At 67.5% G+C, this 18,832-nt stretch carries 18 protein-coding genes; 10 read left to right on the top strand and 8 right to left on the bottom strand.

Annotated features, from left to right (window positions below; genetic code table 11):
* Positions 1–21: 21 nt before the first annotated feature.
* The 3 genes from ACUJ46_RS03150 to ACUJ46_RS03140 form a co-directional block, all read right to left on the bottom strand.
* Positions 22–1,176, bottom strand: coding sequence for an NAD(P)/FAD-dependent oxidoreductase (locus tag ACUJ46_RS03150; protein WP_445388988.1), 1,155 nt, complete (start codon positions 1,174–1,176; stop codon positions 22–24).
* A gap of 90 nt (positions 1,177–1,266) precedes the next feature.
* The gene (locus tag ACUJ46_RS03145) at positions 1,267–2,151 is read right to left on the bottom strand and encodes a tyrosine-type recombinase/integrase (RefSeq protein ID WP_445388987.1); all 885 of its coding nucleotides are present in this window, start codon (positions 2,149–2,151) and stop codon (positions 1,267–1,269) included.
* 56 nt (positions 2,152–2,207) lie between these two features.
* Positions 2,208–3,122, bottom strand: coding sequence for an SMP-30/gluconolactonase/LRE family protein (locus ACUJ46_RS03140; RefSeq protein ID WP_445388986.1), 915 nt, complete (start codon positions 3,120–3,122; stop codon positions 2,208–2,210).
* A 201-nt stretch (positions 3,123–3,323) separates the two neighbouring features.
* On the opposite strand from ACUJ46_RS03140, the gene rmuC reads away from it, so the two are divergent.
* The 9 genes from rmuC to ACUJ46_RS03095 all read left to right on the top strand — a co-directional run bounded on the left by rmuC (position 3,324) and on the right by ACUJ46_RS03095 (position 11,680).
* Complete coding sequence (gene rmuC / locus ACUJ46_RS03135; RefSeq protein ID WP_445388985.1) at positions 3,324–4,799, top strand: DNA recombination protein RmuC; 1,476 nt, start codon at positions 3,324–3,326, stop codon at positions 4,797–4,799.
* A gap of 72 nt (positions 4,800–4,871) precedes the next feature.
* Positions 4,872–5,489 (top strand): imidazoleglycerol-phosphate dehydratase HisB, encoded by a 618-nt coding sequence (hisB, locus tag ACUJ46_RS03130; protein WP_445389526.1) that lies wholly within the window; start codon positions 4,872–4,874, stop codon positions 5,487–5,489.
* A 4-nt stretch (positions 5,490–5,493) separates the two neighbouring features.
* Positions 5,494–6,117: an imidazole glycerol phosphate synthase subunit HisH gene (gene hisH, locus ACUJ46_RS03125; protein WP_445388984.1), complete on the top strand. Its 624-nt coding sequence runs from the start codon at positions 5,494–5,496 to the stop codon at positions 6,115–6,117.
* Positions 6,118–6,840 (top strand): 1-(5-phosphoribosyl)-5-[(5-phosphoribosylamino)methylideneamino]imidazole-4-carboxamide isomerase, encoded by a 723-nt coding sequence (gene hisA / locus ACUJ46_RS03120; RefSeq protein ID WP_445388983.1) that lies wholly within the window; start codon positions 6,118–6,120, stop codon positions 6,838–6,840.
* Positions 6,837–7,655, top strand: a complete 819-nt coding sequence (gene hisF, locus ACUJ46_RS03115; protein WP_445388982.1) for an imidazole glycerol phosphate synthase subunit HisF — start codon at positions 6,837–6,839, stop codon at positions 7,653–7,655. Before hisA ends, hisF begins: the two co-directional genes overlap by 4 nt.
* Positions 7,652–7,972, top strand: a complete 321-nt coding sequence (locus ACUJ46_RS03110) for a phosphoribosyl-ATP diphosphatase (protein ID WP_445388981.1) — start codon at positions 7,652–7,654, stop codon at positions 7,970–7,972. Before hisF ends, ACUJ46_RS03110 begins: the two co-directional genes overlap by 4 nt.
* Positions 7,969–8,349: a histidine triad nucleotide-binding protein gene (locus tag ACUJ46_RS03105; protein ID WP_445388980.1), complete on the top strand. Its 381-nt coding sequence runs from the start codon at positions 7,969–7,971 to the stop codon at positions 8,347–8,349. The genes ACUJ46_RS03110 and ACUJ46_RS03105 overlap by 4 nt, the downstream gene beginning before the upstream one ends.
* Before the next feature lie 128 nt (positions 8,350–8,477).
* Positions 8,478–9,938 (top strand): amino acid permease, encoded by a 1,461-nt coding sequence (locus tag ACUJ46_RS03100; RefSeq protein WP_445388979.1) that lies wholly within the window; start codon positions 8,478–8,480, stop codon positions 9,936–9,938.
* A 293-nt stretch (positions 9,939–10,231) separates the two neighbouring features.
* Positions 10,232–11,680, top strand: coding sequence for a DEAD/DEAH box helicase (locus ACUJ46_RS03095; protein WP_445388978.1), 1,449 nt, complete (start codon positions 10,232–10,234; stop codon positions 11,678–11,680).
* Between the two features lie 53 nt (positions 11,681–11,733).
* Here the strand turns inward: ACUJ46_RS03095 and ACUJ46_RS03090 are convergent, their stop codons facing one another.
* The 5 genes from ACUJ46_RS03090 to glmM form a co-directional block, all read right to left on the bottom strand.
* Positions 11,734–13,848, bottom strand: coding sequence for a TonB-dependent receptor (locus ACUJ46_RS03090; protein ID WP_445388977.1), 2,115 nt, complete (start codon positions 13,846–13,848; stop codon positions 11,734–11,736).
* A 94-nt stretch (positions 13,849–13,942) separates the two neighbouring features.
* On the bottom strand, positions 13,943–15,034 hold the full coding sequence (locus ACUJ46_RS03085) for a site-specific DNA-methyltransferase (protein WP_445388976.1): 1,092 nt from the start codon (positions 15,032–15,034) through the stop codon (positions 13,943–13,945).
* Between the two features lie 164 nt (positions 15,035–15,198).
* Positions 15,199–15,792, bottom strand: coding sequence for a ribonuclease HII (locus tag ACUJ46_RS03080; RefSeq protein WP_445388975.1), 594 nt, complete (start codon positions 15,790–15,792; stop codon positions 15,199–15,201).
* Positions 15,792–16,580 (bottom strand): bifunctional hydroxymethylpyrimidine kinase/phosphomethylpyrimidine kinase, encoded by a 789-nt coding sequence (gene thiD, locus ACUJ46_RS03075; protein WP_445388974.1) that lies wholly within the window; start codon positions 16,578–16,580, stop codon positions 15,792–15,794. Before thiD ends, ACUJ46_RS03080 begins: the two co-directional genes overlap by 1 nt.
* Positions 16,577–17,908 (bottom strand): phosphoglucosamine mutase, encoded by a 1,332-nt coding sequence (gene glmM, locus ACUJ46_RS03070; protein ID WP_445388973.1) that lies wholly within the window; start codon positions 17,906–17,908, stop codon positions 16,577–16,579. The genes thiD and glmM overlap by 4 nt, the downstream gene beginning before the upstream one ends.
* A gap of 142 nt (positions 17,909–18,050) precedes the next feature.
* On the opposite strand from glmM, the gene ACUJ46_RS03065 reads away from it, so the two are divergent.
* Positions 18,051–18,791: a sulfite exporter TauE/SafE family protein gene (locus ACUJ46_RS03065; RefSeq protein ID WP_445388972.1), complete on the top strand. Its 741-nt coding sequence runs from the start codon at positions 18,051–18,053 to the stop codon at positions 18,789–18,791.
* The last annotated feature ends 41 nt before the right edge of the window (positions 18,792–18,832 follow it).

Raw genomic sequence — 18,832 nt, 5'->3', positions numbered from 1 at the left:
CCTTCTGCGGACAGCCAGGATTCAGCGGCGCACAGCCATCGCCATGCCGCGCGCAACGGCCCTTTCCGGCAGGCAAGCCCCCCTGAACAGCATCGGCATTGCCCAGGGCGCCAGCCGTAGCAACATTCCGCGCAGGCCATCCGGCCGCGCCAGCGCGGCGCGCAGCCAGCCAGTCCGCAGCACCGGGCCGCGCACGTCGCGCCGCAACTGGGTCTGATAGGCATCACGGCCCAGCCCGCCCACTATGGCGGCAGTGGCCAGCCGCGCCGTGTGCAGCGCGAAGGATAGCCCATCCCCGCCAAGGGCCGGCAGCGCCCCCCAGCCTTGCGGCATCGCCAGATCGCCCAGCAGCCAGGCACCGGCCTGTTCGGTCGCCGCGCCCCCCCGCGCCGAGAAGGCAAGCGGCCTGTCAAGCAGGGGCGCCGCGCCTTCCAGCCTGCCGGCGAGATGCGGCAGGCTCTCCACCAGATGCGCCATCATCTGCCGGGCATCAGCCCCGAAACGGCGCCAGGTCGCGGCGTCCGCATGCACGCACAGGGTTGCCGCCTCGCGCTCGACCGGATGCAGCCGCGCCAGCCCGCCCGGAAAGGGCATGATGTCCATGTGGCCGGCGAGCGCCGCCCGCTGGGCAGGGGAAAGACGCAGCAGGGTCATGAAACCACCCGGCCCGCAGCCCCCGCCAATGCCTCCGCCAAAGCTCATGACAGGGGTTTGCCCGGCCACGTCCCGGCTTCCGGTTGCGAGCAGCAAATGTGCTGGCCGGATCGCTCCATGAGATTCGACCGCCACGCCGCCGGCGCCTATTTCGCGCAGGGCAACACCACGCCGCACATCCGCGCCGGCCTGCACAGCCGCATCAAGCAGGGCCGAGTCGAGCGTGCGGCGCGAAAGCGCAAAGGCCGTGTGGCCAAGCGGGGCGGACAGGGCCTCCGCAGCCGACACCAGACGGATACGCTCCACCGGCACTGCCCCCAGCGCCAGCGGGTCGGCGCCAAGGTCAGCCAGCAGGGTCATGGCCCCCGGCCCCATCAGGCCGCCGCAGGGCCGGTGCAGCGGCAGGCGGTCATGTTCCCACAGCCGCACCGGGCGGCCGGCGCGCGCAAGCCAGATGGCTGCAGCAGCACCGGCCGCGCCGCCTCCGGCCACCAGCGTTCCCGCATATTGCTCGGCAGTCATGCCGTTTCCAGGCCTCCCTTCGCGCGAGGGCTGCTGATGCCAGCCCCGCGGCACAGGGGCAATCCCGGCCCGTCGCCTGCGCGGGTGCGTTCAGCCGTCCGCCAGCGGGTGCAGCGCCGTCACCGTCTGCACCAGCCGCTGCGAATCCACATGGGTGTAGCGCTCGGTGGTGGAAATGTCGGCATGGCCAAGCAATGTCTGCAAGGCGCGCAGATCGGCGCCACCCGCCAGCATGTGGGTGGCAAAGGCGTGGCGCAGAACATGGGGGGACAGGCGCGCCGGATCGAGCCCGGCCTCGGCGGCAAGGCCCTTCACCAGCTGAAAGAGCCTGACCCGGCCCAGATGCCCCTTGCCCGACGGAAAGAGCCAGCGGCCCGATGGCGGCACTTGCGCCAGCTGGGCGCGCACTGCTTCGAGCGCGGCGGCCGAAATCGGGACCATGCGCTCCTTGTTGCCCTTGCCGGTGACGATGGCGAAGGGCTGCGGCGGCCGGATGGCATTGCGTGGCAACGAAACAAGCTCGCTGGCTCTCAGGCCGGAGCCATAAAGCAGCTCCATCAGCGCCTTCATCCGGATCATGGCCGGACCGGGCCGCTCGGCAAGCAGCCGGTCGAGCGTCTGGAAAAGCCTGTCCACATCGCCATGCGAAAGGGTCTTCGGCAAGGGCCGGCCCGGCTTCACGGCCGCAAGGCCCGCAGCCGGATTGTCCGGCCGGATCCCCTCGGCCACCAGAAAGGCGAAAAAGCGCCGCAGCGACGAGCGTTTGCGCGCCACGGACGCGGGCGCGAGATCCGCCCAGCCGGCGAAGAGCGATTCCAGCTGCCCGGCGGACGCATCGGCAAGCCCTCCGCCCAGATCGGCCGAGGCGCCGGAGAGATCCCGCCCATAGGCCGAAAGCGTGTTGGCGGCTGCACCCTGCTCGCCCGCCAGCATGTCGAGGAACAGGGCGATGGCCCGGGTGTCGGCCAGTTTCATGATATTCTGTGCCGGAAGGCCAGTTTCATGCCGCCCTGTACACCGTGGTCGGCTGGTCAGCCATTGAAATGGAGCTTCAGCCCCGGTTCCGGCCAGCGCGCCAGCGCCAGCCTGCCCGATGTGCTGAGGCAGACGGCGGCATCGCGCATGTCGGGGCCGCCGAATGCGATGTTGGTCGTCAGCATGTCGGGGAAGGTCACATAGTCGATCGCACCCGTTTCCGGGTCGATCACGCCGATGCCCGGCCTGTCCACCAGTGTCGCCTGCGCGATCTTGCCGGATGCCAGGACCGCCATTGAATCAAGGAGCACGCGGGCCGGAAAATCCCCCACGACCCGCCCCGGCACCGCCGAAAGCGGGGAGGGCGCCACGGTGCCTGGGCCGGTGATGTCGAAGGCAAGCACCGTGCCCACCTGCGTGAGGGCGGCATAGACGGTGCGGCCATCGGGCGAGAGCCCCACCCCGTTCATGTTCGGGCCATAGACGGCGCAGACGATGCCGGAGCCGTCCGGCTTCGCATAATAGAGGCCGCCATGATCGGTATGGTGCGGAAAATGCTTGCCGAGATCGGTGAACCAGAAACCGCCATCGCGGTCGAAGACGATGTCGTTCGGCCCGGAAAGCCGGTGGCCGTCGCATTCGGAATAGAGCCGCTCGACCTTGCCCGTGGACAGGTCGATCCGCTCGATGCGGCCGGTCTCGTAATCCTCGGGCGCAGCGCCGGGGATCAGCATGCCGTCGATCACGCCCCAGCGAAAGCCGCCATTGTTGCAGACATAGAGCGCGCCGTCAGGCCCGATGGCGGCGCCATTGGGGCCGCCGCCGGGCGTGGCGATCACCTGCTTCGCGCCATCGGGCTTCACGCGCGTGATGCGCCCCTCGGCGATCTCGCAGACGATGATCGAGCCATCCGCCATCATCACCGGCCCCTCGGGGAACCGGAGCCCCTCCGCCACGATCCGGAATTCCATGCATCGCCTCCCTGGCCATCTGTGCAAAGCGCCTGATGTTCGCCTGCATGGAACACCAAATATGGCCGGGCCGCAACAGGCTCATGGAACAGGATGAACAGGGGTGACAGAGGCCGCATTGTTCGCCTAATGTTCCTGAAGCCGGTGTGGCGGGCTGTGCCTGCCCCGCTACCGGCCCCCAATCGGTTTCCGGAGGTTCTGTTGGCGTTTGAAACTCTTCTGGCCATTGCCACGCTCGTCCTGGCGCTTGCGGCCGCCTGTTCGGGGCTTTTGCTTCTCTTCCGGCGCCCTGCCGCGCCCGGGATGCCGCCAGAGCTCTCCGCCCGCCTCTCGATGATCGAGGCCCGGCTCGACCAGAGCGCTCGCTCCGCGCAGGAGGAAACCCGCGCCACGCGCGCCGAACTGCGCGGCCAGATGGCAGACCAGTCCACCGCGCTCGACAGCCGCCTGCAGGCGCTCGAAACCCGGCTCCAGGGCTTTTCAAGGGATCAGGCCGAGCAGCTTTCGGGCCTCCGCCGGGAATCGCAGGAAGGGCGCAAGCAACTGGACGACACGGTGCAGGCGCTGTCGGCGCGCCTGTCCGAGGCGCATCGCAGCCAGCGCGAAGAGCTGGCGAAAAGCCTTGAGGGCGTCGCGGCCCGCGTGGAGGCGCTCACCCAGCAGAACAACCAGCGGCAGGAAGCCCTGCGCGAAACCGTAGCCCAGTCGCTCGACAAGGTGCGCGCCGACAATTCGGAAAAGCTGGAAAAGATGCGCGCCACCGTCGAGGAAAAGCTTCAGGGAACGCTGGAAAAGCGGCTGGGCGAATCCTTCCGCCAGGTGAGCGACCGGCTGGAGCAGGTGCACAAGGGGCTGGGCGAGATGCAGACGCTCGCCACCGGAGTCGGTGACCTGAAGCGCATCATGGGCAATGTGAAATCCCGTGGCGGCTGGGGCGAGGTGCAACTGGGCATGCTGCTGGAAGACATGCTGACCCCGGACCAGTTCGCGACCAATGTCCGCATCCGCCCCGATGCGAACGAGATCGTCGAATTCGCGGTGCGGCTTCCCGGCCGTGGCGACACGGACCAGCCGCTGTGGCTGCCGATCGATGCCAAGCTTCCGCACGAGGATTATGACCGCCTGATCGCCGCGCAGGAAGCCGGCCTGCAGGAAGATGCCGAGCGCGCGGCGCAGAATCTGGAGCGCGCCATCCGCAAGCAGGCGCAGACCATTTCCGACAAATATGTCCACCCGCCCTATTCGACCGATTTCGGCATCATGTACCTGCCCACCGAGGGGCTGTTCGCCGAAGTCGTGCGCCGCCCCGGCCTGCTGAGCGAACTGCAGGCAAGGCACCGCATCATGGTGCAGGGGCCGACGACGCTCGCCGCCCTGCTCACCAGCCTGCAGATGGGCTTCCGCACGCTTGCCATCGAGAAACGGTCGAGCGAGGTCTGGCAGATCCTGGCGGCAGCCAAGGCCGAGTTCCTGAAATATGGCGATGTCTGGGACAGGCTCGGCAAGCAGCTGGATACGGCCAAGCGCACGGTCGACGATGCCGGCCGGCGGACGCGCGCCATCGGCCGCAAGCTGCGCGACGTGGACACGCTGGCGGTGCAGGATGGCGCAACCCTGATCGACACGCTGATCGGCGCGGAAACGGAAGAAGCGGAGGCGCCGGCACAGGAGGCATGAGCGCACGGGAGTTGAACGCCCGCCCTCCCCTGCTATAGCCCGCGCGTGAAAGGGCCTGATACCAAGATGGCAATGCCAAGAACCGCCACCGTCACCCGCACCACCAGCGAGACCGACGTTCATGTCAGCGTCAATCTCGATGGCAGCGGCCGTCGCGCGATTTCAACCGGGATCGGTTTCTACGACCACATGCTGGAGCAGCTTGCCCGGCACGGCCTGTTCGATCTCGAGATCCGCACCAAGGGCGACCTCCACATCGATGCCCACCACACGGTGGAAGACACGGCGCTGGCGCTGGGCGAGGCCTTCAGCAAGGCTCTGGGCGACCGCGCCGGCATCACCCGCTACGGCCACGCCCTCGTGCCGATGGATGAAGCGCTCGTGCGTGTCGCCCTCGACATTTCCGGCCGGCCCTTCCTCGTCTGGAAGCTGGGCTTCACCCAGCCACGCCTGGGCGAAATGGACACCGAGCTTTTCTGGCACGTGTTCCACAGCTTCGCCCAGACGGCGGGCATCACCCTCCATGCCGAAGCGCTCTACGGCAGCAACAACCACCATATCGCCGAAGGGGCCTTCAAGGCGCTGGCACGGGCGCTGCGGCAGGCGGTCACCGTCGATCCGCGCCAGGCGGGCAGCATTCCCTCCACCAAGGGCAGCCTCGGAGGCTCCGGCCCGACGACGCTCGTCTGACCCGATGACGGTCGCTCTCATCGACTATGGCGCGGGCAATCTCCGCTCGGCCGCCAAGGCGCTCGAAGCCGCCGGCGCGACCGGCGTGACCGTGACAGCCGACCCCGCAGTCGTCAGCCGTGCAGGCCGCATCCTGCTTCCCGGCGTCGGCGCCTTCGGGGCATGCGCGTCTGCCCTGCGCGCCATTCCCGGCATGGAGGAAGCGCTCCACCGCAGCGTTCGCGAAGCGGGCGTGCCTTTCCTCGGCATCTGCGTCGGCATGCAGCTGATGGCAGCCGAGGGCGAGGAATTCGGCCGGCATGCCGGGCTGGGCTGGATACAAGGCACGGTCCGGCGCATGCAGCCCGGCGGCCTCAAGGTGCCCCAGATAGGCTGGAACGAGGTTCTCCCCGAAAGCGGGGCCCTCCCCGAAAGCGGGACCCTTGTCCGCCGCGGCTTCGCCTATTTCGTGCACAGCTATGCCATGCAGCCCGACAATATCGCCGACATCGCCGCCCGCTGCGACTATGGCGGCCCGGTCGTCGCAGCCGTCCAGCGCGCGAACATGCTGGGCGTGCAGTTCCACCCCGAGAAGAGCCAGGCCTATGGCCTAGACCTGCTGGCGCGCTGGCTCGCCTGGAAACCCTGAATGACCTTCACCCTCTATCCCGCCATCGACCTCAAGCAGGGCAAGGTCGTCCGCCTCGCCGAGGGGGACATGGACCGCGCCACCGTCTACGCCGAGGATCCGGCGGCCCAGGCCGCAGCCTTTGCCGAAGCCGGGGCCGGCTGGCTTCATGTCGTCGATCTCGATGGCGCCTTTGCCGGCGAAGCCCGCAACGCGTCGGCCGTCGAGGCCATTCTCGCTGCAACGACGGCGCGGGTGCAGATCGGCGGCGGCATCCGCACCATGGCCGCCATCGAGCGCTGGTTCCGCCTCGGCGTCGAGCGGGTGATCATCGGCACGGCAGCGCTCAGCGATCCCGCACTGGTGCGTGCGGCCGCGGCCGACCATCCCGACAGGATCGTCGTCGCCGTCGACGCCCGCGACGGCATGGTCGCAACACGCGGCTGGGCCGATGTTTCCGATGTGCCGGTCACCGACATGGGCCGTCGCTTCGAGGATGCAGGCGTTGCTGCCCTGCTCTTCACCGATGTCGGCCGCGACGGGCTGCTGAAGGGCGTCAATGTCGAGGCGACGGCAGCACTGGCACGCGCCGTCCGCCTTCCCGTCATCGCATCCGGCGGCCTTGCTGAACTGTCCGAAATCCGCACGCTGCGCACCAGGCATGGAATCGAGGGCGTCATCGCCGGGCGCTCCCTCTATGATGGCCGCATCGACCTCAAGGCCGCGCTGGAGGCCTGCCGGTGACACTCGCTGTCCGGGTCATTCCCTGTCTCGATGTCGCCAACGGGCGGGTCGTCAAGGGTGTGAACTTCGTCGGCCTGCGCGACGCGGGCGACCCGGTCGAGGCAGCGACCCGCTATGACGCCGAGGGCGCGGATGAACTGGTCTTCCTCGACATCACCGCCAGCCACGAGGATCGCGGAATCCTGCTCGACATCCTGGCCTCCACCGCCGAGCGCTGCTTCATGCCGCTGACGGTTGGCGGCGGCGTGCGCACTGCCGCCGACGTGCGCGCCCTGCTGAAGGCCGGGGCCGACAAGGTCTCGATCAACTCGGCCGCCGTCGCCCGGCCCGAGCTTGTTGGCGAACTGGCCCGCACCTTCGGGGAGCAGTGCATCACCGTTGCCATCGATGCCAAGGCGGTTGCACCCGGCCGGTGGGAGATTTTCACCCATGGCGGCCGCCGCGCCACCGGCATCGATGCCGTGGCCTTCGCGCAGCAGGTCGCAGCCCTTGGCGCCGGCGAAATCCTCCTCACCTCCATGGACCGGGACGGCACCCGCAGCGGCTATGACCTGCCTTTGCTGAAGGCCGTGTCGGCTGCGGTGCCGGTGCCCGTGGTCGCTTCGGGCGGGGTCGGCGGGGTGGAGGATCTTGTCGCCGGTGTCGTCGAGGGTGGCGCTTCGGCCGTTCTGGCCGCCAGCCTCTTCCATTTTGGCGAAGCCTCGGTCGCCGACGCCAAGCGCGCGCTCGCCGCAGCCGGCGTCATGGTGCGCCCGCCGCTGGAAAGCACAGCGCAGGGGAAGACCCGGATGAAGGCGCAGGAGAATCAGGCATGACGGACATTCTCGACCGCCTCGAAACCATGATCGCCGCCCGCAAGGCGGCAGGCCCCGATGCTTCGAGCTATGTTTCGAAGCAGCTTGGCAAGGGGCGGTTGAAACTGGCCGAAAAGCTTGGCGAGGAGGCCGTGGAAACGGTGATCGCGGCCGTCGCCCAGGATGATGCGGCGCTTACCGGCGAAGCAGCCGACCTCCTGTTCCACCTGCTTCTGGTCCTGGGGGAGCGCGGCATTTCGCTGGCTGCCGTCAGGGCCGAGCTTGAACGCCGCGAGGGGGTTTCGGGCATCGTGGAAAAGGCAAGGAGGAACGCATGAGCGTGAAGAATGGCGCACCCTATGACGAGGGCAACATCTTCGCCCGCATCCTGCGCGGCGAAATCCCGGCCAGGCCGGTCTATGAGGACGAGCATGCGTTCGCCTTCCACGACATCAACCCCCAGGCGCCTCATCATGTGCTCGTCATCCCCAAGGGGCCTTATGTGAGCATGGCTGATTTTACCGCCAACGCGCCCGATGCGCTTGTGGTCGGCTTCTGGCGCGCGGTCGGCAAGGTTGCGCGCGAACTGGGGCTGGAAGAGGATGGATACCGCATCCTCGCCAATGCCGGCACCAACGCCCATCAGGAAGTGCCGCATCTTCATGTGCACATCTTCGCCGGGCGACCGCTCGGTCCGATGCTGATGCAAGGCTGACACCTTTTAGCCAAAAAGCGACATGCGAGGCGGAATGCCGCCTCGCCCCTTCTTGACCATGGTGTGAAAGCACATCAGGGTCCGCCCACGAAACAAAGGGGGCCCTGCGCAAGGGTCAGGAGGATTTGATGCTTTTCTGGCGCGTGAAGCAACTTGATGAAATTCTCGCCACCGCCGAACGGAAATCGCTGACACGCACGCTCGGCGCCTTCCAGCTGACCATGCTGGGCATCGGCGCCATCATCGGAACCGGCATCTTCGTGCTGACGGCCGAGGCTGCCACAAAGGCGGGCCCGGCGATGATGATCAGCTTCGTGATCGCGGCAACGGTCTGCGGTCTGGCGGCGCTCTGCTATTCCGAGATGGCGTCGATGGTGCCCGTCTCCGGCTCTGCCTATACCTACAGCTACGCCACCATGGGCGAACTTGTCGCGTGGGTCGTCGGCTGGGCGCTGGTGCTTGAATATGCGATTGCCGCCGCCGCCGTCTCCGTCGGCTGGTCCGGCTACATGGTGGCGCTCATACGCGAGATATTCGGCACGACATTGCCACAGGAACTGGCGCACGGCCCGTTTGACCGGACACCCGGAATCATCAACCTGCCAGCCATGCTGATCGCCCTCGTCGTCATGCTGCTGCTGATCCGGGGCACCAAGGAAAGCGCGCGCTTCAACAGCTTCCTCGTGGTGATCAAGGTGGCGGCGCTGTTCCTGTTCATCGCGCTCGCCATTCCCGCCATGACAGCTGAAAATTTCCAGCCCTTCATGCCCAATGGCTTCTTCGCCAAGACGGTGGTCGACCCGATTTCGAACAACATGGTGACCGTGGGCGTCGCGGCGGCGGCTGCCTCCATCTTCTTCGCCTATGTCGGCTTCGATGCCGTCTCGACAGCCGCCGAGGAAACGATCAACCCGCAGCGGAACATCCCGATAGGCCTGATCGGCAGCCTCGCCTTCTGCACCATCATCTACATCCTCGTCGCAGCCGGCGCCACGGGCGCCGTCGGCGCCCAGCCCGGCGGAGAACTCGCCCGTTCGAGCGAGGCGCTCGCCTATGTGCTGCGGGAAATCGGCCATGGCTGGGCCGGCAAGCTGGTCGCCATCGCAGCCGGCATCGCCCTGCCCTCGGTCATCCTCATGATGATCTTCGGCCAGACCCGCATCTTCTTCACCATGAGCCGCGACGGCCTGCTGCCGGGCGTCTTCTCGAAGCTGCATCCGAAATATGGCACGCCGCATGTGGTGACGATCTGCACAGGCCTGTTCGTCGCCCTGTTCGCCGCCCTCTTCCCGGTGGGCCAGCTGGCCGACATCTCCAACTCGGGCACGCTCTTCGCCTTCGCGCTGGTGGCCATCAGCGTCATGGTGCTGCGGCGCACCCAGCCGAACCGGACACGCCATTTCCGCACCCCCTTCGTGTGGCTGACGGCCCCGGTCGCGGCTGCTGGCTGCGTGTTCCTGTTCTTCCAGCTCTCGGGCTATACGGAACTCATGTTCCTGGCCTGGGCGCTCATCGGTCTCGTGGTCTATTTCTTCTACGGCTACCGCAAGAGCCATGTGGCCAACCCACATCTTGCCGGGAATGACTGACACTTCATCTTGAACCTGACGGGCGGACGTGCCATATGCTGCGACGCAGCGATGGCCTCCGCCCGTCAAGGCTTCCCCAGGGAACCCGCGGGCGTGTGAGGAGCCCAGTCGCCGGGGCGCGTGAACGTATCGGCCCTTTCCGGAACAGGCGATATCAGCCGTTCCGGTCAGGATCCGAACCGACCCCGGGTTTAACGCTGCACCCCCTGACGACATTCCTGCCACGCGGGGTGTCTGGCCGGTTGGCGCTCGGGAATGCCCGAGGCGCTCGCCAGACGATGTGAAAGTTCAACGTGACATCATTCGAATCCCTGGGTCTTGCCCAGCCGCTCACCATGGCCCTGTCCGAAGAAGGCTATGAAACGCCGACTCCGATCCAGCTGCAGGCCATTCCCCCCGCGCTCGAAGGCAAGGACATCCTCGGCATCGCGCAGACGGGCACCGGCAAGACGGCCGCCTTCGCCCTGCCCATCCTCCACTATCTCGAGCGCAACAAGGCGCCCCGGCGCAAGCTTGCGCCGCGCGTTCTCGTGCTTGCCCCCACGCGGGAACTGGCAACCCAGATCGCCGAGAGCTTCCGCACCTATGCCCGCTTCCTGAAGATGACGGTGCAGACCGTTTTCGGCGGCGTGCCCATTCCGCGCCAGGAACGCCAGCTGTCCTCGGGTGTCGATGTTCTCGTCGCCACGCCGGGCCGTCTTCTCGACCTGGTGGACCGCCGCTCGCTGCTTCTGGACCAGGTGGAAGTCCTGGTGCTCGACGAAGCCGACCAGATGCTCGACCTGGGCTTCATCCACGCGCTGAAGCGGGTTGCCCAGATCCTGCCGCGCCAGCGCCAGAGCCTGTTCTTCTCGGCCACCATGCCGAAGAGCATCGCCGATCTCGCCGACCGCTTCCTGAAGGATCCGGTGAAGGTTGCAGTCGCCCCTGTCGCCACCACGGCAGAGCGCGTGACCCAGCATGTGACCTTCCTCAACCAGGCCGAAAAACAGGCCCTGCTCACACTGACACTGAAGAAGCCCGAGTTTGCAAAGTGCATCGTCTTCACGCGCACCAAGCACGGGGCCGACAGGGTTGTCCGCCATCTTACGGGCGCAGGCGTTCCGGCTGCCGCAATCCATGGCAACAAGAGCCAGCCGCAGCGCGAGCGGGCGCTTGACGCCTTCCGCCGCGGCGAAATCGGCGTGCTGGTCGCAACCGACATCGCAGCGCGCGGAATCGACATCGATGCCGTGAGCCATGTGATCAACTTCGAGCTGCCGAACGTGCCGGAACAATATGTGCACCGCATCGGCCGCACGGCCCGTGCCGGCATGGAGGGCGTGGCGCTGAGCTTCTGCGCGCCGGACGAAAAGGGCTATCTGAAGGACATCGAAAAGCTGACCCGCCAGAAGCTGCTGGTCGAGCCGCTGCCCGAGAATTTCCTGAAGGAAGCCGCACGCCTGCCCAAGCCGGTGCCGGTCGGTCCCGGAGAGGAACATCAGGAACATGCCCGTCGCGGCGAAGTCGGCACCCACAAGGCCGCTCCGCGCCGCTTCGGCGAAAGGCCGCGTGCCGATGCCGGGCGGGCCGAGACCGGCCGCTTTGATGCCGTGCGTAGTGAACCTGCCCGCGACGATGCCGCCCGGGGCCCAAGGCGCGCTGGCGGCAGGCCGGGCGGTCCGGGTCGGCCCGGTGGGCCGGGTCGCCCGCGTCGCAGCGGCGGCGGCAGCGGCGGCAGGCCGGCACGCGCCGGCGCCTGATGGGAAAATGACGTGGCCGGGCCGGGGCATCGACCCCGGCCCGGCCCGCCGGATCAGAAGCTGAAGCGCGCGGCCAGCCTTATGTCGCGCCCGGGCAGTGGCGCCACATCCTTCAGGAAGCTCGTGTGCCGCCTGGCCTCGACATCGAAGATGTTGTTGGCCGAAAGGATCAGCGCCGTCGGGTTTGACCGCCCGAAAGGCCGCCAGCTGACCGAGGCATTCACCAGCGTATGTGCCGGCGTTGCCGTCTCGAGCGCCGCCAGACGCGTTGCCTTCGTCACATGCTCCACTTCCAGCCGCCCACCGACAGCGCTGGCAGAGGCTTCCACGCCGCCCAGGAACCTGAGCGGCGGGATGCGGGGCGCATGGCCGAGGCCGCCCAGCAGATCGGCACGGACGAAATCGGCAAGGCCCGTCACCTCGATGCTGGTATCGCCCAGCTGCGCGACGGTGACGGCGGCTTCCGCCTCGAAGCCCCAGTGGCGCGCGCCTGCCTGGCCATAGGCGAAGACGGGCAGCTCATCCTCCTCGGCGCCGGTCGGCGCCAGATAGATGAAATCCGAGAAGCGGCTGAAGAAGCCCGACAGTTCCAGCCGCCAGCCATCTCCACGCCCGCGCAGCAGCACTTCGCCGCCAACAGACCGCTCGGTATCAAGCCCCGTATCGCCGATCTCGTATGTGGCAGTGGCGGCATGGGCCCCGTTTGCGAACAGTTCCTCGGCGGCCGGTGCGCGTTCCGTCCGGGCAATACTTGCCGCCAGGCGCCAGCCGTCGGCCAGCGCAAGGGACAGGCCGGCTGATGCCGAAAGGGAATCGAAGCTGCGCGCGATGCCAAGCGGTGCGGAACGGACGTCGCTGCGCTCGTAGCGGCCGCCAAGCTCGACCGTCACAGCCCCCAGATCGATGCTTTGCAGGGTGAACAGGCCAAGCTGTTCGGTCGTGTTGCGCGGGATATAGGCTTCGGCGCCGATCGCTTCGAACCGGCGTGAGAGAATCTGCGCCCCGCTCGCCCCCTTCCAGCCATCGTGTTCGGCCTGCACCAGTTCCAGCCGGGCTTCGAGCGCGCGGTTCAGGAAGGTCGTTCCGATGGAGCCGTCCTCCTCCACCTCGTCGTGGCGGTAATCGGCATGACCGAAGCGGAAGGCGAGCCGCTCGAACCGGCCGCCAATCGGAACCTCCGCGCGGGCATCGATGCGTGTCTGGCGCATGTCCAGCCGGATATTCTCGTGCGAATGGCCGGCGTGATCGTCATGGCCGTCATGATCGTGCCCGTCATGCTCTTCGTCATGTGCATGATCGCCGAGATCGAGGCGGCCGGGCACGCCATAATTGCTTTCCAGCCGGCTCACGGAAATGCCGAAGCTGCCGCCGGCGCCGATCCAGCTGATGCCGGCGGCCACTTCATGGCTGCGTGTATCGGTGTTCGCAATGCGGCCACGCTCAAGCGCCTCTTCGGCCACCTCCCCGCCTTCTTCTGCCGCCGCCTCGCGCAGGGCGCTTGAAAAGATGTAGCCGCCTGTCCGGTAGTCCCCCGTCTTCAGATAGCTGCCATCGGCATGCACGACGAGGCCGGTCTCGCCCAGCGGCACGTCCAGCGTGGCGGCCGCGCCCCGCTCCTTCGCGGCGGAGCCGAGCGTACCGCTGGCCTCGATATGGAAGGGCTCGTCCGGGATGTGGCGCGCAATGCGCCGGTCGGTCACGTTCACAACCCCGCCGATGGCGGACGAACCGAACAGCAGGCTGGCCGGCCCCCGCACCACTTCCACCCGGTCGGCAGTGAGCGGGTTGATGGCAACCGCATGATCGACCGAGGTGTTCGAAACATCGAAGCTGCCGATGCCATCGGTCAGCACGCGCACCCGCTCGGCATCGAGGCCGCGCAGCACGGGCCGCGAACTGCCCGGCCCGAACCAGGTGGCGGAAACGCCCGGCATCCGGGCGAGCGTCTCGCCGATGGTCGGCCGCGTCTCGCGGGCGAGCTGTTCCCCGTCGAGCACGCTGGCAGCCGTCGTCAGCGACAGGCGGTCCCGCTCGAAGGGGGCTGTCACGATGATGTCCCGCCCGATTTCGCGGTGCGGATCCTGCGGGGCCTCCCCGGCCATCAGGGCCGTGTGCGAAAGGCCGCAGGAAAGCAGGATCAGGGAGAAACGCAGCGAGGTAGCAGACATGCAGGGCTCCGGCAGATGAATCCGGACTACGCTCTAAATGATATAATATATCAAGACAAGAGGATGCCTGCCCGGTCTTGCGTGCAGGCCCGCCTCAGCTGCCGGTGCGGGCGCGATAGGCCTCGCGCATCTGGTCCAGCGGCACAAGGCCATCCCGCTTTTCCACATGCCAGAAGGTCCAGCCATTGCAGCTTGGCAGCCCCTGCACCGCCGCGCCCAGCTGGTGGATCGAGCCGGAGCGCCCGCCTTCCAGCGCCAGCGAGCCATCGGGCCGCACGCGCGCCTTGTGCCGGCGCTGACGGTCGACAAGCATGGCGCCCGGCCGCAGCAGGCCCGTTTCCACAAGCGCGCCGAAGGGAACCCGCGGCTTCTCGCGCGCCTGGCCGGTGATCACCCGGTCTTCGGGCGGCAACGGCACGACGCTTGCAATGCGCGCCTCGGCCACTGCGGCATAGCCCGGTTCGCGCTCGATCCCGATGAACTGGCGGCCGAGCCGGCGGGCAACGGCCCCCGTCGTGCCGGAGCCGAAGAAGGGGTCGAGCACAAGGTCGTCTTCGCGGCTGGTGGCAAGCAGGATGCGATGGAGTAGCGCCTCGGGCTTCTGGGTGGGGTGCGCCTTCACGCCATCCACCTTCACCCGCTCCGTGCCGGAACAGATGGGCATCACCCAGTCGGACCGCATCTGCAGATCCTCGTTGAGCACCTTCATCGCCTTGTAGTTGAAGGTGGGCCGGGCCTGCGGCGACCTGGCCGCCCAGATCAGTGTTTCATGGGCGTTGGTGAAGCGCGTGCCCTTGAAATTGGGCATGGGGTTCGACTTGCGCCACACGATGTCGTTCATGATCCAGAAGCCCAGATCCTGCAGGATCGAGCCGACCCGGAAGATGTTGTGATAGGTGCCGATCACCCACAGGCCGGCATCGGGCTTCATCACCCGCCGCGCCTCGGCCAGCCAGGCGCGGGTGAAGGCGTCATATTGCGCGAAACTGTCGAACCGGTCCCAGGCATCGGTCACGGCATCGACCTGGCTTCCATCGGGGCGGCGCAGGTCACCGCCCAGTTGCAGATTATAGGGCGGATCGGCGAAGACGAGATCGACGCTTTCGTCCGGCATGCGTGCCATTTCGGCGATGCTGTCGCCAATGATGATCTGGTCGGTCTTCACCCTGAACCCCTTGTCGAACATGTCGTCCTGTATTGGGGCCAGACTGGAGGCTGGGAGATTCCATCGTCAAGTCATGGATTTATGACGCAAGATTGAGTCCGGGACTCGGGTTAACCACAAACCACAAGGTCTTGAGTCCGCCACGGCGGCCAACCCACCACCACTTGCGCTGTTGCCGAAAAGACTCAGCCGAGGAGTTTCGCAACCGGCGCGAAGGAACGGCGATGATGCGGGGAGACGCCGGCCCGCGCGAGCCCGGCCTGATGCTCGGCCGTGCCATAGCCCTTGTTCCGCGCCCAGCCATAGGCGGGATAGGCGCAATCCAGCTCCGTCATCAGCCGGTCGCGGGCCACTTTGGCGGCAATGGCGGCTGCCGAAATGGAGGCAACGCTGCTGTCGCCCCTGACAATGGCGCGCGCCGGAAAATCAATCCCCGGCAAGGCGTTGCCATCCACCAGCACCATTATGGGCGGGCCGGCCTGCAGGGCCAGTGCCTCGACCGCGCGGCGCATTGCCAGAAACGTCGCGGCGCGGATGTTGAGCCGGTCGATTTCCTCCACCGAGGCCTCGGCGATCGCGACACGATCGAGCCCGGCGGCGATTCGTTCGCGCCGCGCAGCACTCAGCGCCTTCGAATCGGCGAGGCCTTCGGGAATGCGCTCCGGGTCGAGGCAGCAGGCAGCCGCGACCACCGGCCCGGCCCATGGCCCGCGCCCCACTTCATCCACCCCGAAGACAAGGCCCCCGAACCCGGCCTCGATGCCCCACTTCAGCCCCATCAGAGCAGCGCGAAATTATGCCCCAGCGGGCCATGCCCGGCGCCAAGCCCGGGGGCCGCGCGCAGGGCTGCCTGCACATAGGCGCGCGCCTTTTCCACCGCCTCGGCCAGCGGCAGGCCGGCGGCAAGCCCGGTGGCGACAGCGCTTGCCAGCGTGCAGCCGGTGCCATGCGTGTGGCGCGTTTCGTGGCGCGGGCTCTCGAAGCGCTGCTGGGCATTGTGCGTTACCAGCCAGTCGACAACCGTGTCGCCCTCGAGATGGCCGCCCTTCGCCAGAACGGCCGCCGGGCCTAGGCCCAGAAGCTCCTGCGCGACGAGCAGCAGGTCAGCCTCGTCCGCGATCTCGCTGCCCACCAGCGCTTCCAGTTCCGGCACATTGGGCGTGACAAGCCGTGCCTTCGGCAACAGCAGGCGCACCAGTGCCTCGACCGCATCGGGCGCCAGTAGGGCCGCCCCGCCCTTGGCCACCATTACCGGATCGACGAGGATCGGAACCGTCACGCCATCAAGTGCCTGCGCCACGGCAACAATGGTTTCGGCATCGCCCAGCATGCCGATCTTGATGCAATCGGCCCCGATGTCATCCAGCACGGCCCTGATCTGGGCGCCCACGATCCCGGGCGGAACCGGATGGATGGCGCTGACGCCCAGCGTGTTCTGCACGGTCACGGCAGTCACGGCGGTCATTGCATAGCCGCCCAGCATCGTCACCGTCTTGATATCGGCCTGGATTCCGGCGCCGCCGCCGGAATCCGAACCGGCAATGATGAGGACGCGCGGAATCGTCATGCCGCCTCCACGGCGGCACAGACGGCGGCAACGGCCATTTGCACGAGCGCCTCGTCCTCGGCCTCGGCCATCACGCGGATGAGCGGCTCGGTGCCGGACTTGCGCACCAGCAGCCGGCCGCGCCCGGCCAGCATGGCCTCGGCATCCGCCAGGGCCGCCTTCACGCCGGCGGCGTCCAGCACGGCCGGATCCTTGCGCACATTCTGCAGAAGCTGCGGCCAGGGCGTGAAGCGGGACAGCACCGCGCTCGCCGGGCGACCATCCTCCACCAGAACCGAAAGGATCTGGAGCGCAGCCAGCAGCCCGTCGCCGGTCGTTGCATGGTCGGCCAGGATGATGTGGCCGGACTGTTCGCCGCCCAGGTTGCAGCCATGGCGGCGCATTGCCTCCAGCACGTGCCGGTCGCCGACGGGGGTGCGCAGAAGCTTCAGCCCCATGGCCTCGACATGGCGTTCCAGCCCCATGTTGGACATGACGGTCGCCACCAGCGCCCCGCCCCTGAGGCGGCCGCTTGCCAGTTGCGCGGTCGTGATGAGCGCCATGAGCTGGTCGCCATCGATCACCCGGCCAGTCTCGTCGACGACGATCAGCCTGTCGGCGTCGCCGTCGAGCGCCAGGCCGATATGGGCGCCCGTCTCGCGGACGCGCCGGGCCATGGCCTCCGGATGGGTCGAGCCGACACCGTCGTTGATGTTGGTGCCATCGGGTTCCACGCCGATGGGGATGATGTCGGCGCCCAGCTCCCACAGCGCTTCGGGCGCGACACGATAGGCAGCGCCATTGGCGCAATCGAGCACGATCTTCAGCCCGTCGAGGCGCTTGTCATCCGGAAAGCTCGACTTGACGGCATGGATGTAGCGGCCGCGCGCATCGTCGATCCGGCGGGCGCGGCCGATGGCGGCGCCGGCGGCCAGCGGCACGCCCTTTTCCAGGAGCGCCTCGATCGCTTCCTCCTGCGCGTCCGTCAGCTTGAAGCCATCCGGCCCGAACAGCTTGATGCCATTGTCGAGATAGGGGTTGTGGCTGGCCGACAGCATGACACCGATGTCGGCACGCATTTCGCGGGTGAGCATGGCAACCGCAGGGGTCGGCATCGGCCCCACCTGCACCACATCCATGCCGACAGACGTGAAACCGGCTGTCAGCGCCTGTTCCAGCATGTAGCCCGACAGGCGCGTGTCCTTGCCGATCAGCACGCGGTGCTTGTGTGTCCCGCGCAGGAACAGCGTGCCCGCCGCCTGCCCCACCTTCATCGCCAGTTCCGGGGTCATCTTCGGCCCGTTGGCCATGCCCCTGATCCCGTCCGTTCCGAAATAGCGCTTTGCCACCGTACCCCTCTTGTCTCTATGCGGTCGCTTCGGTCATGGCCTGATCCTTGGCGCGGCTTCCCGCGCGAAGCAAGCTGGCGCGGCTGGCCCAGCGAGGCAAGCTGGCGCGGCCAGCCGCGCGCCGGAAGGAGTGAACGCTGAGGTGACAACGGAATCCCTTCTTCTGCTGCTCGGCGCGGGGCTGTGGGCAGGCGTGCAGAATGCGCTGGCCGGCGGTGGCAGCTTCCTGACCCTGCCCGCCCTGATGCTGGCGGGCCTCGATGCGCGCGCGGCCAACATCACCTCCACCGTGGCGCTGTTCCCGGCGCAAGTGACGATGGGGCTGGTCAACCGCCGCATGGTGGCGGGCATCGGCGGCCTCAGCTTCCGCACGCTCTTCTGGCTCAGCCTTGCCGGCGGTGGGGTGGGCGCGCTGCTGCTGCTGCTCACCCCGTCAGACATCTTCCGCCAGATGCTGCCATGGCTGGTGCTGGTGGCCACACTGCTGTTCGCGCGTGGCGCCTTCGGCGGCCGGATCGAGATGCGCGGCCTGTCGAAAGGCCGCACCGTCTTCGGGCAGGTGCTGGTTGCCATCTACGGCGGCTATTTCGGCGGCGGCATCGGCTTTCTGATGCTGGCGCTTTTCACCCTGGCCGGCACGGCCCTGAAAGAGGCGCAGGCCAACAAGAATGCGCTTGCCGCCGTGATGAACCTTTCGGCAACCATCGTCTTCGCCGTTTCGGGCGAGGTGGAATGGCTGTCGGCCGCCGTGCTGAGCGGCGGGGCCATCGCCGGCGGCTGGCTGGGCGCCCATGCCATCCGCCATGTGCCGGACCGCCCGCTGAAGGTCGCGGTGGTGCTGATCGGCCTCACGCTGGCCGCCGGTCTCTTCTGGAAGGGTTGACGGAACGGCCTTCACGGCCTTTGAGAGCCGTTGTGAAAGGG

This window comes from Sandaracinobacteroides sp. A072, from assembly GCF_052616365.1.
Note: the sequence above shows the minus strand (reverse complement) of the source record. Positions and strands in the feature narration are given on the sequence as shown.

Bases quoted from the DNA above. Each gene is read 5' to 3' on its own strand.
- ACUJ46_RS03150 (WP_445388988.1), bottom strand. From the start codon at position 1,176: ATGACTGCCGAGCAATATGCGGGAACGCTGGTGGCCGGAGGCGGCGCG.
- ACUJ46_RS03145 (WP_445388987.1), bottom strand. From the start codon at position 2,151: ATGAAACTGGCCGACACCCGGGCCATCGCCCTGTTCCTCGACATGCTG.
- ACUJ46_RS03140 (WP_445388986.1), bottom strand. From the start codon at position 3,122: ATGGAATTCCGGATCGTGGCGGAGGGGCTCCGGTTCCCCGAGGGGCCG.
- hisB (WP_445389526.1), top strand. From the start codon at position 4,872: ATGCCAAGAACCGCCACCGTCACCCGCACCACCAGCGAGACCGACGTT.
- hisH (WP_445388984.1), top strand. From the start codon at position 5,494: ATGACGGTCGCTCTCATCGACTATGGCGCGGGCAATCTCCGCTCGGCC.
- hisA (WP_445388983.1), top strand. From the start codon at position 6,118: ATGACCTTCACCCTCTATCCCGCCATCGACCTCAAGCAGGGCAAGGTC.
- ACUJ46_RS03110 (WP_445388981.1), top strand. From the start codon at position 7,652: ATGACGGACATTCTCGACCGCCTCGAAACCATGATCGCCGCCCGCAAG.
- ACUJ46_RS03105 (WP_445388980.1), top strand. From the start codon at position 7,969: ATGAGCGTGAAGAATGGCGCACCCTATGACGAGGGCAACATCTTCGCC.
- ACUJ46_RS03100 (WP_445388979.1), top strand. From the start codon at position 8,478: ATGCTTTTCTGGCGCGTGAAGCAACTTGATGAAATTCTCGCCACCGCC.
- ACUJ46_RS03090 (WP_445388977.1), bottom strand. From the start codon at position 13,848: ATGTCTGCTACCTCGCTGCGTTTCTCCCTGATCCTGCTTTCCTGCGGC.
- ACUJ46_RS03085 (WP_445388976.1), bottom strand. From the start codon at position 15,034: ATGTTCGACAAGGGGTTCAGGGTGAAGACCGACCAGATCATCATTGGC.
- ACUJ46_RS03080 (WP_445388975.1), bottom strand. From the start codon at position 15,792: ATGGGGCTGAAGTGGGGCATCGAGGCCGGGTTCGGGGGCCTTGTCTTC.
- thiD (WP_445388974.1), bottom strand. From the start codon at position 16,580: ATGACGATTCCGCGCGTCCTCATCATTGCCGGTTCGGATTCCGGCGGC.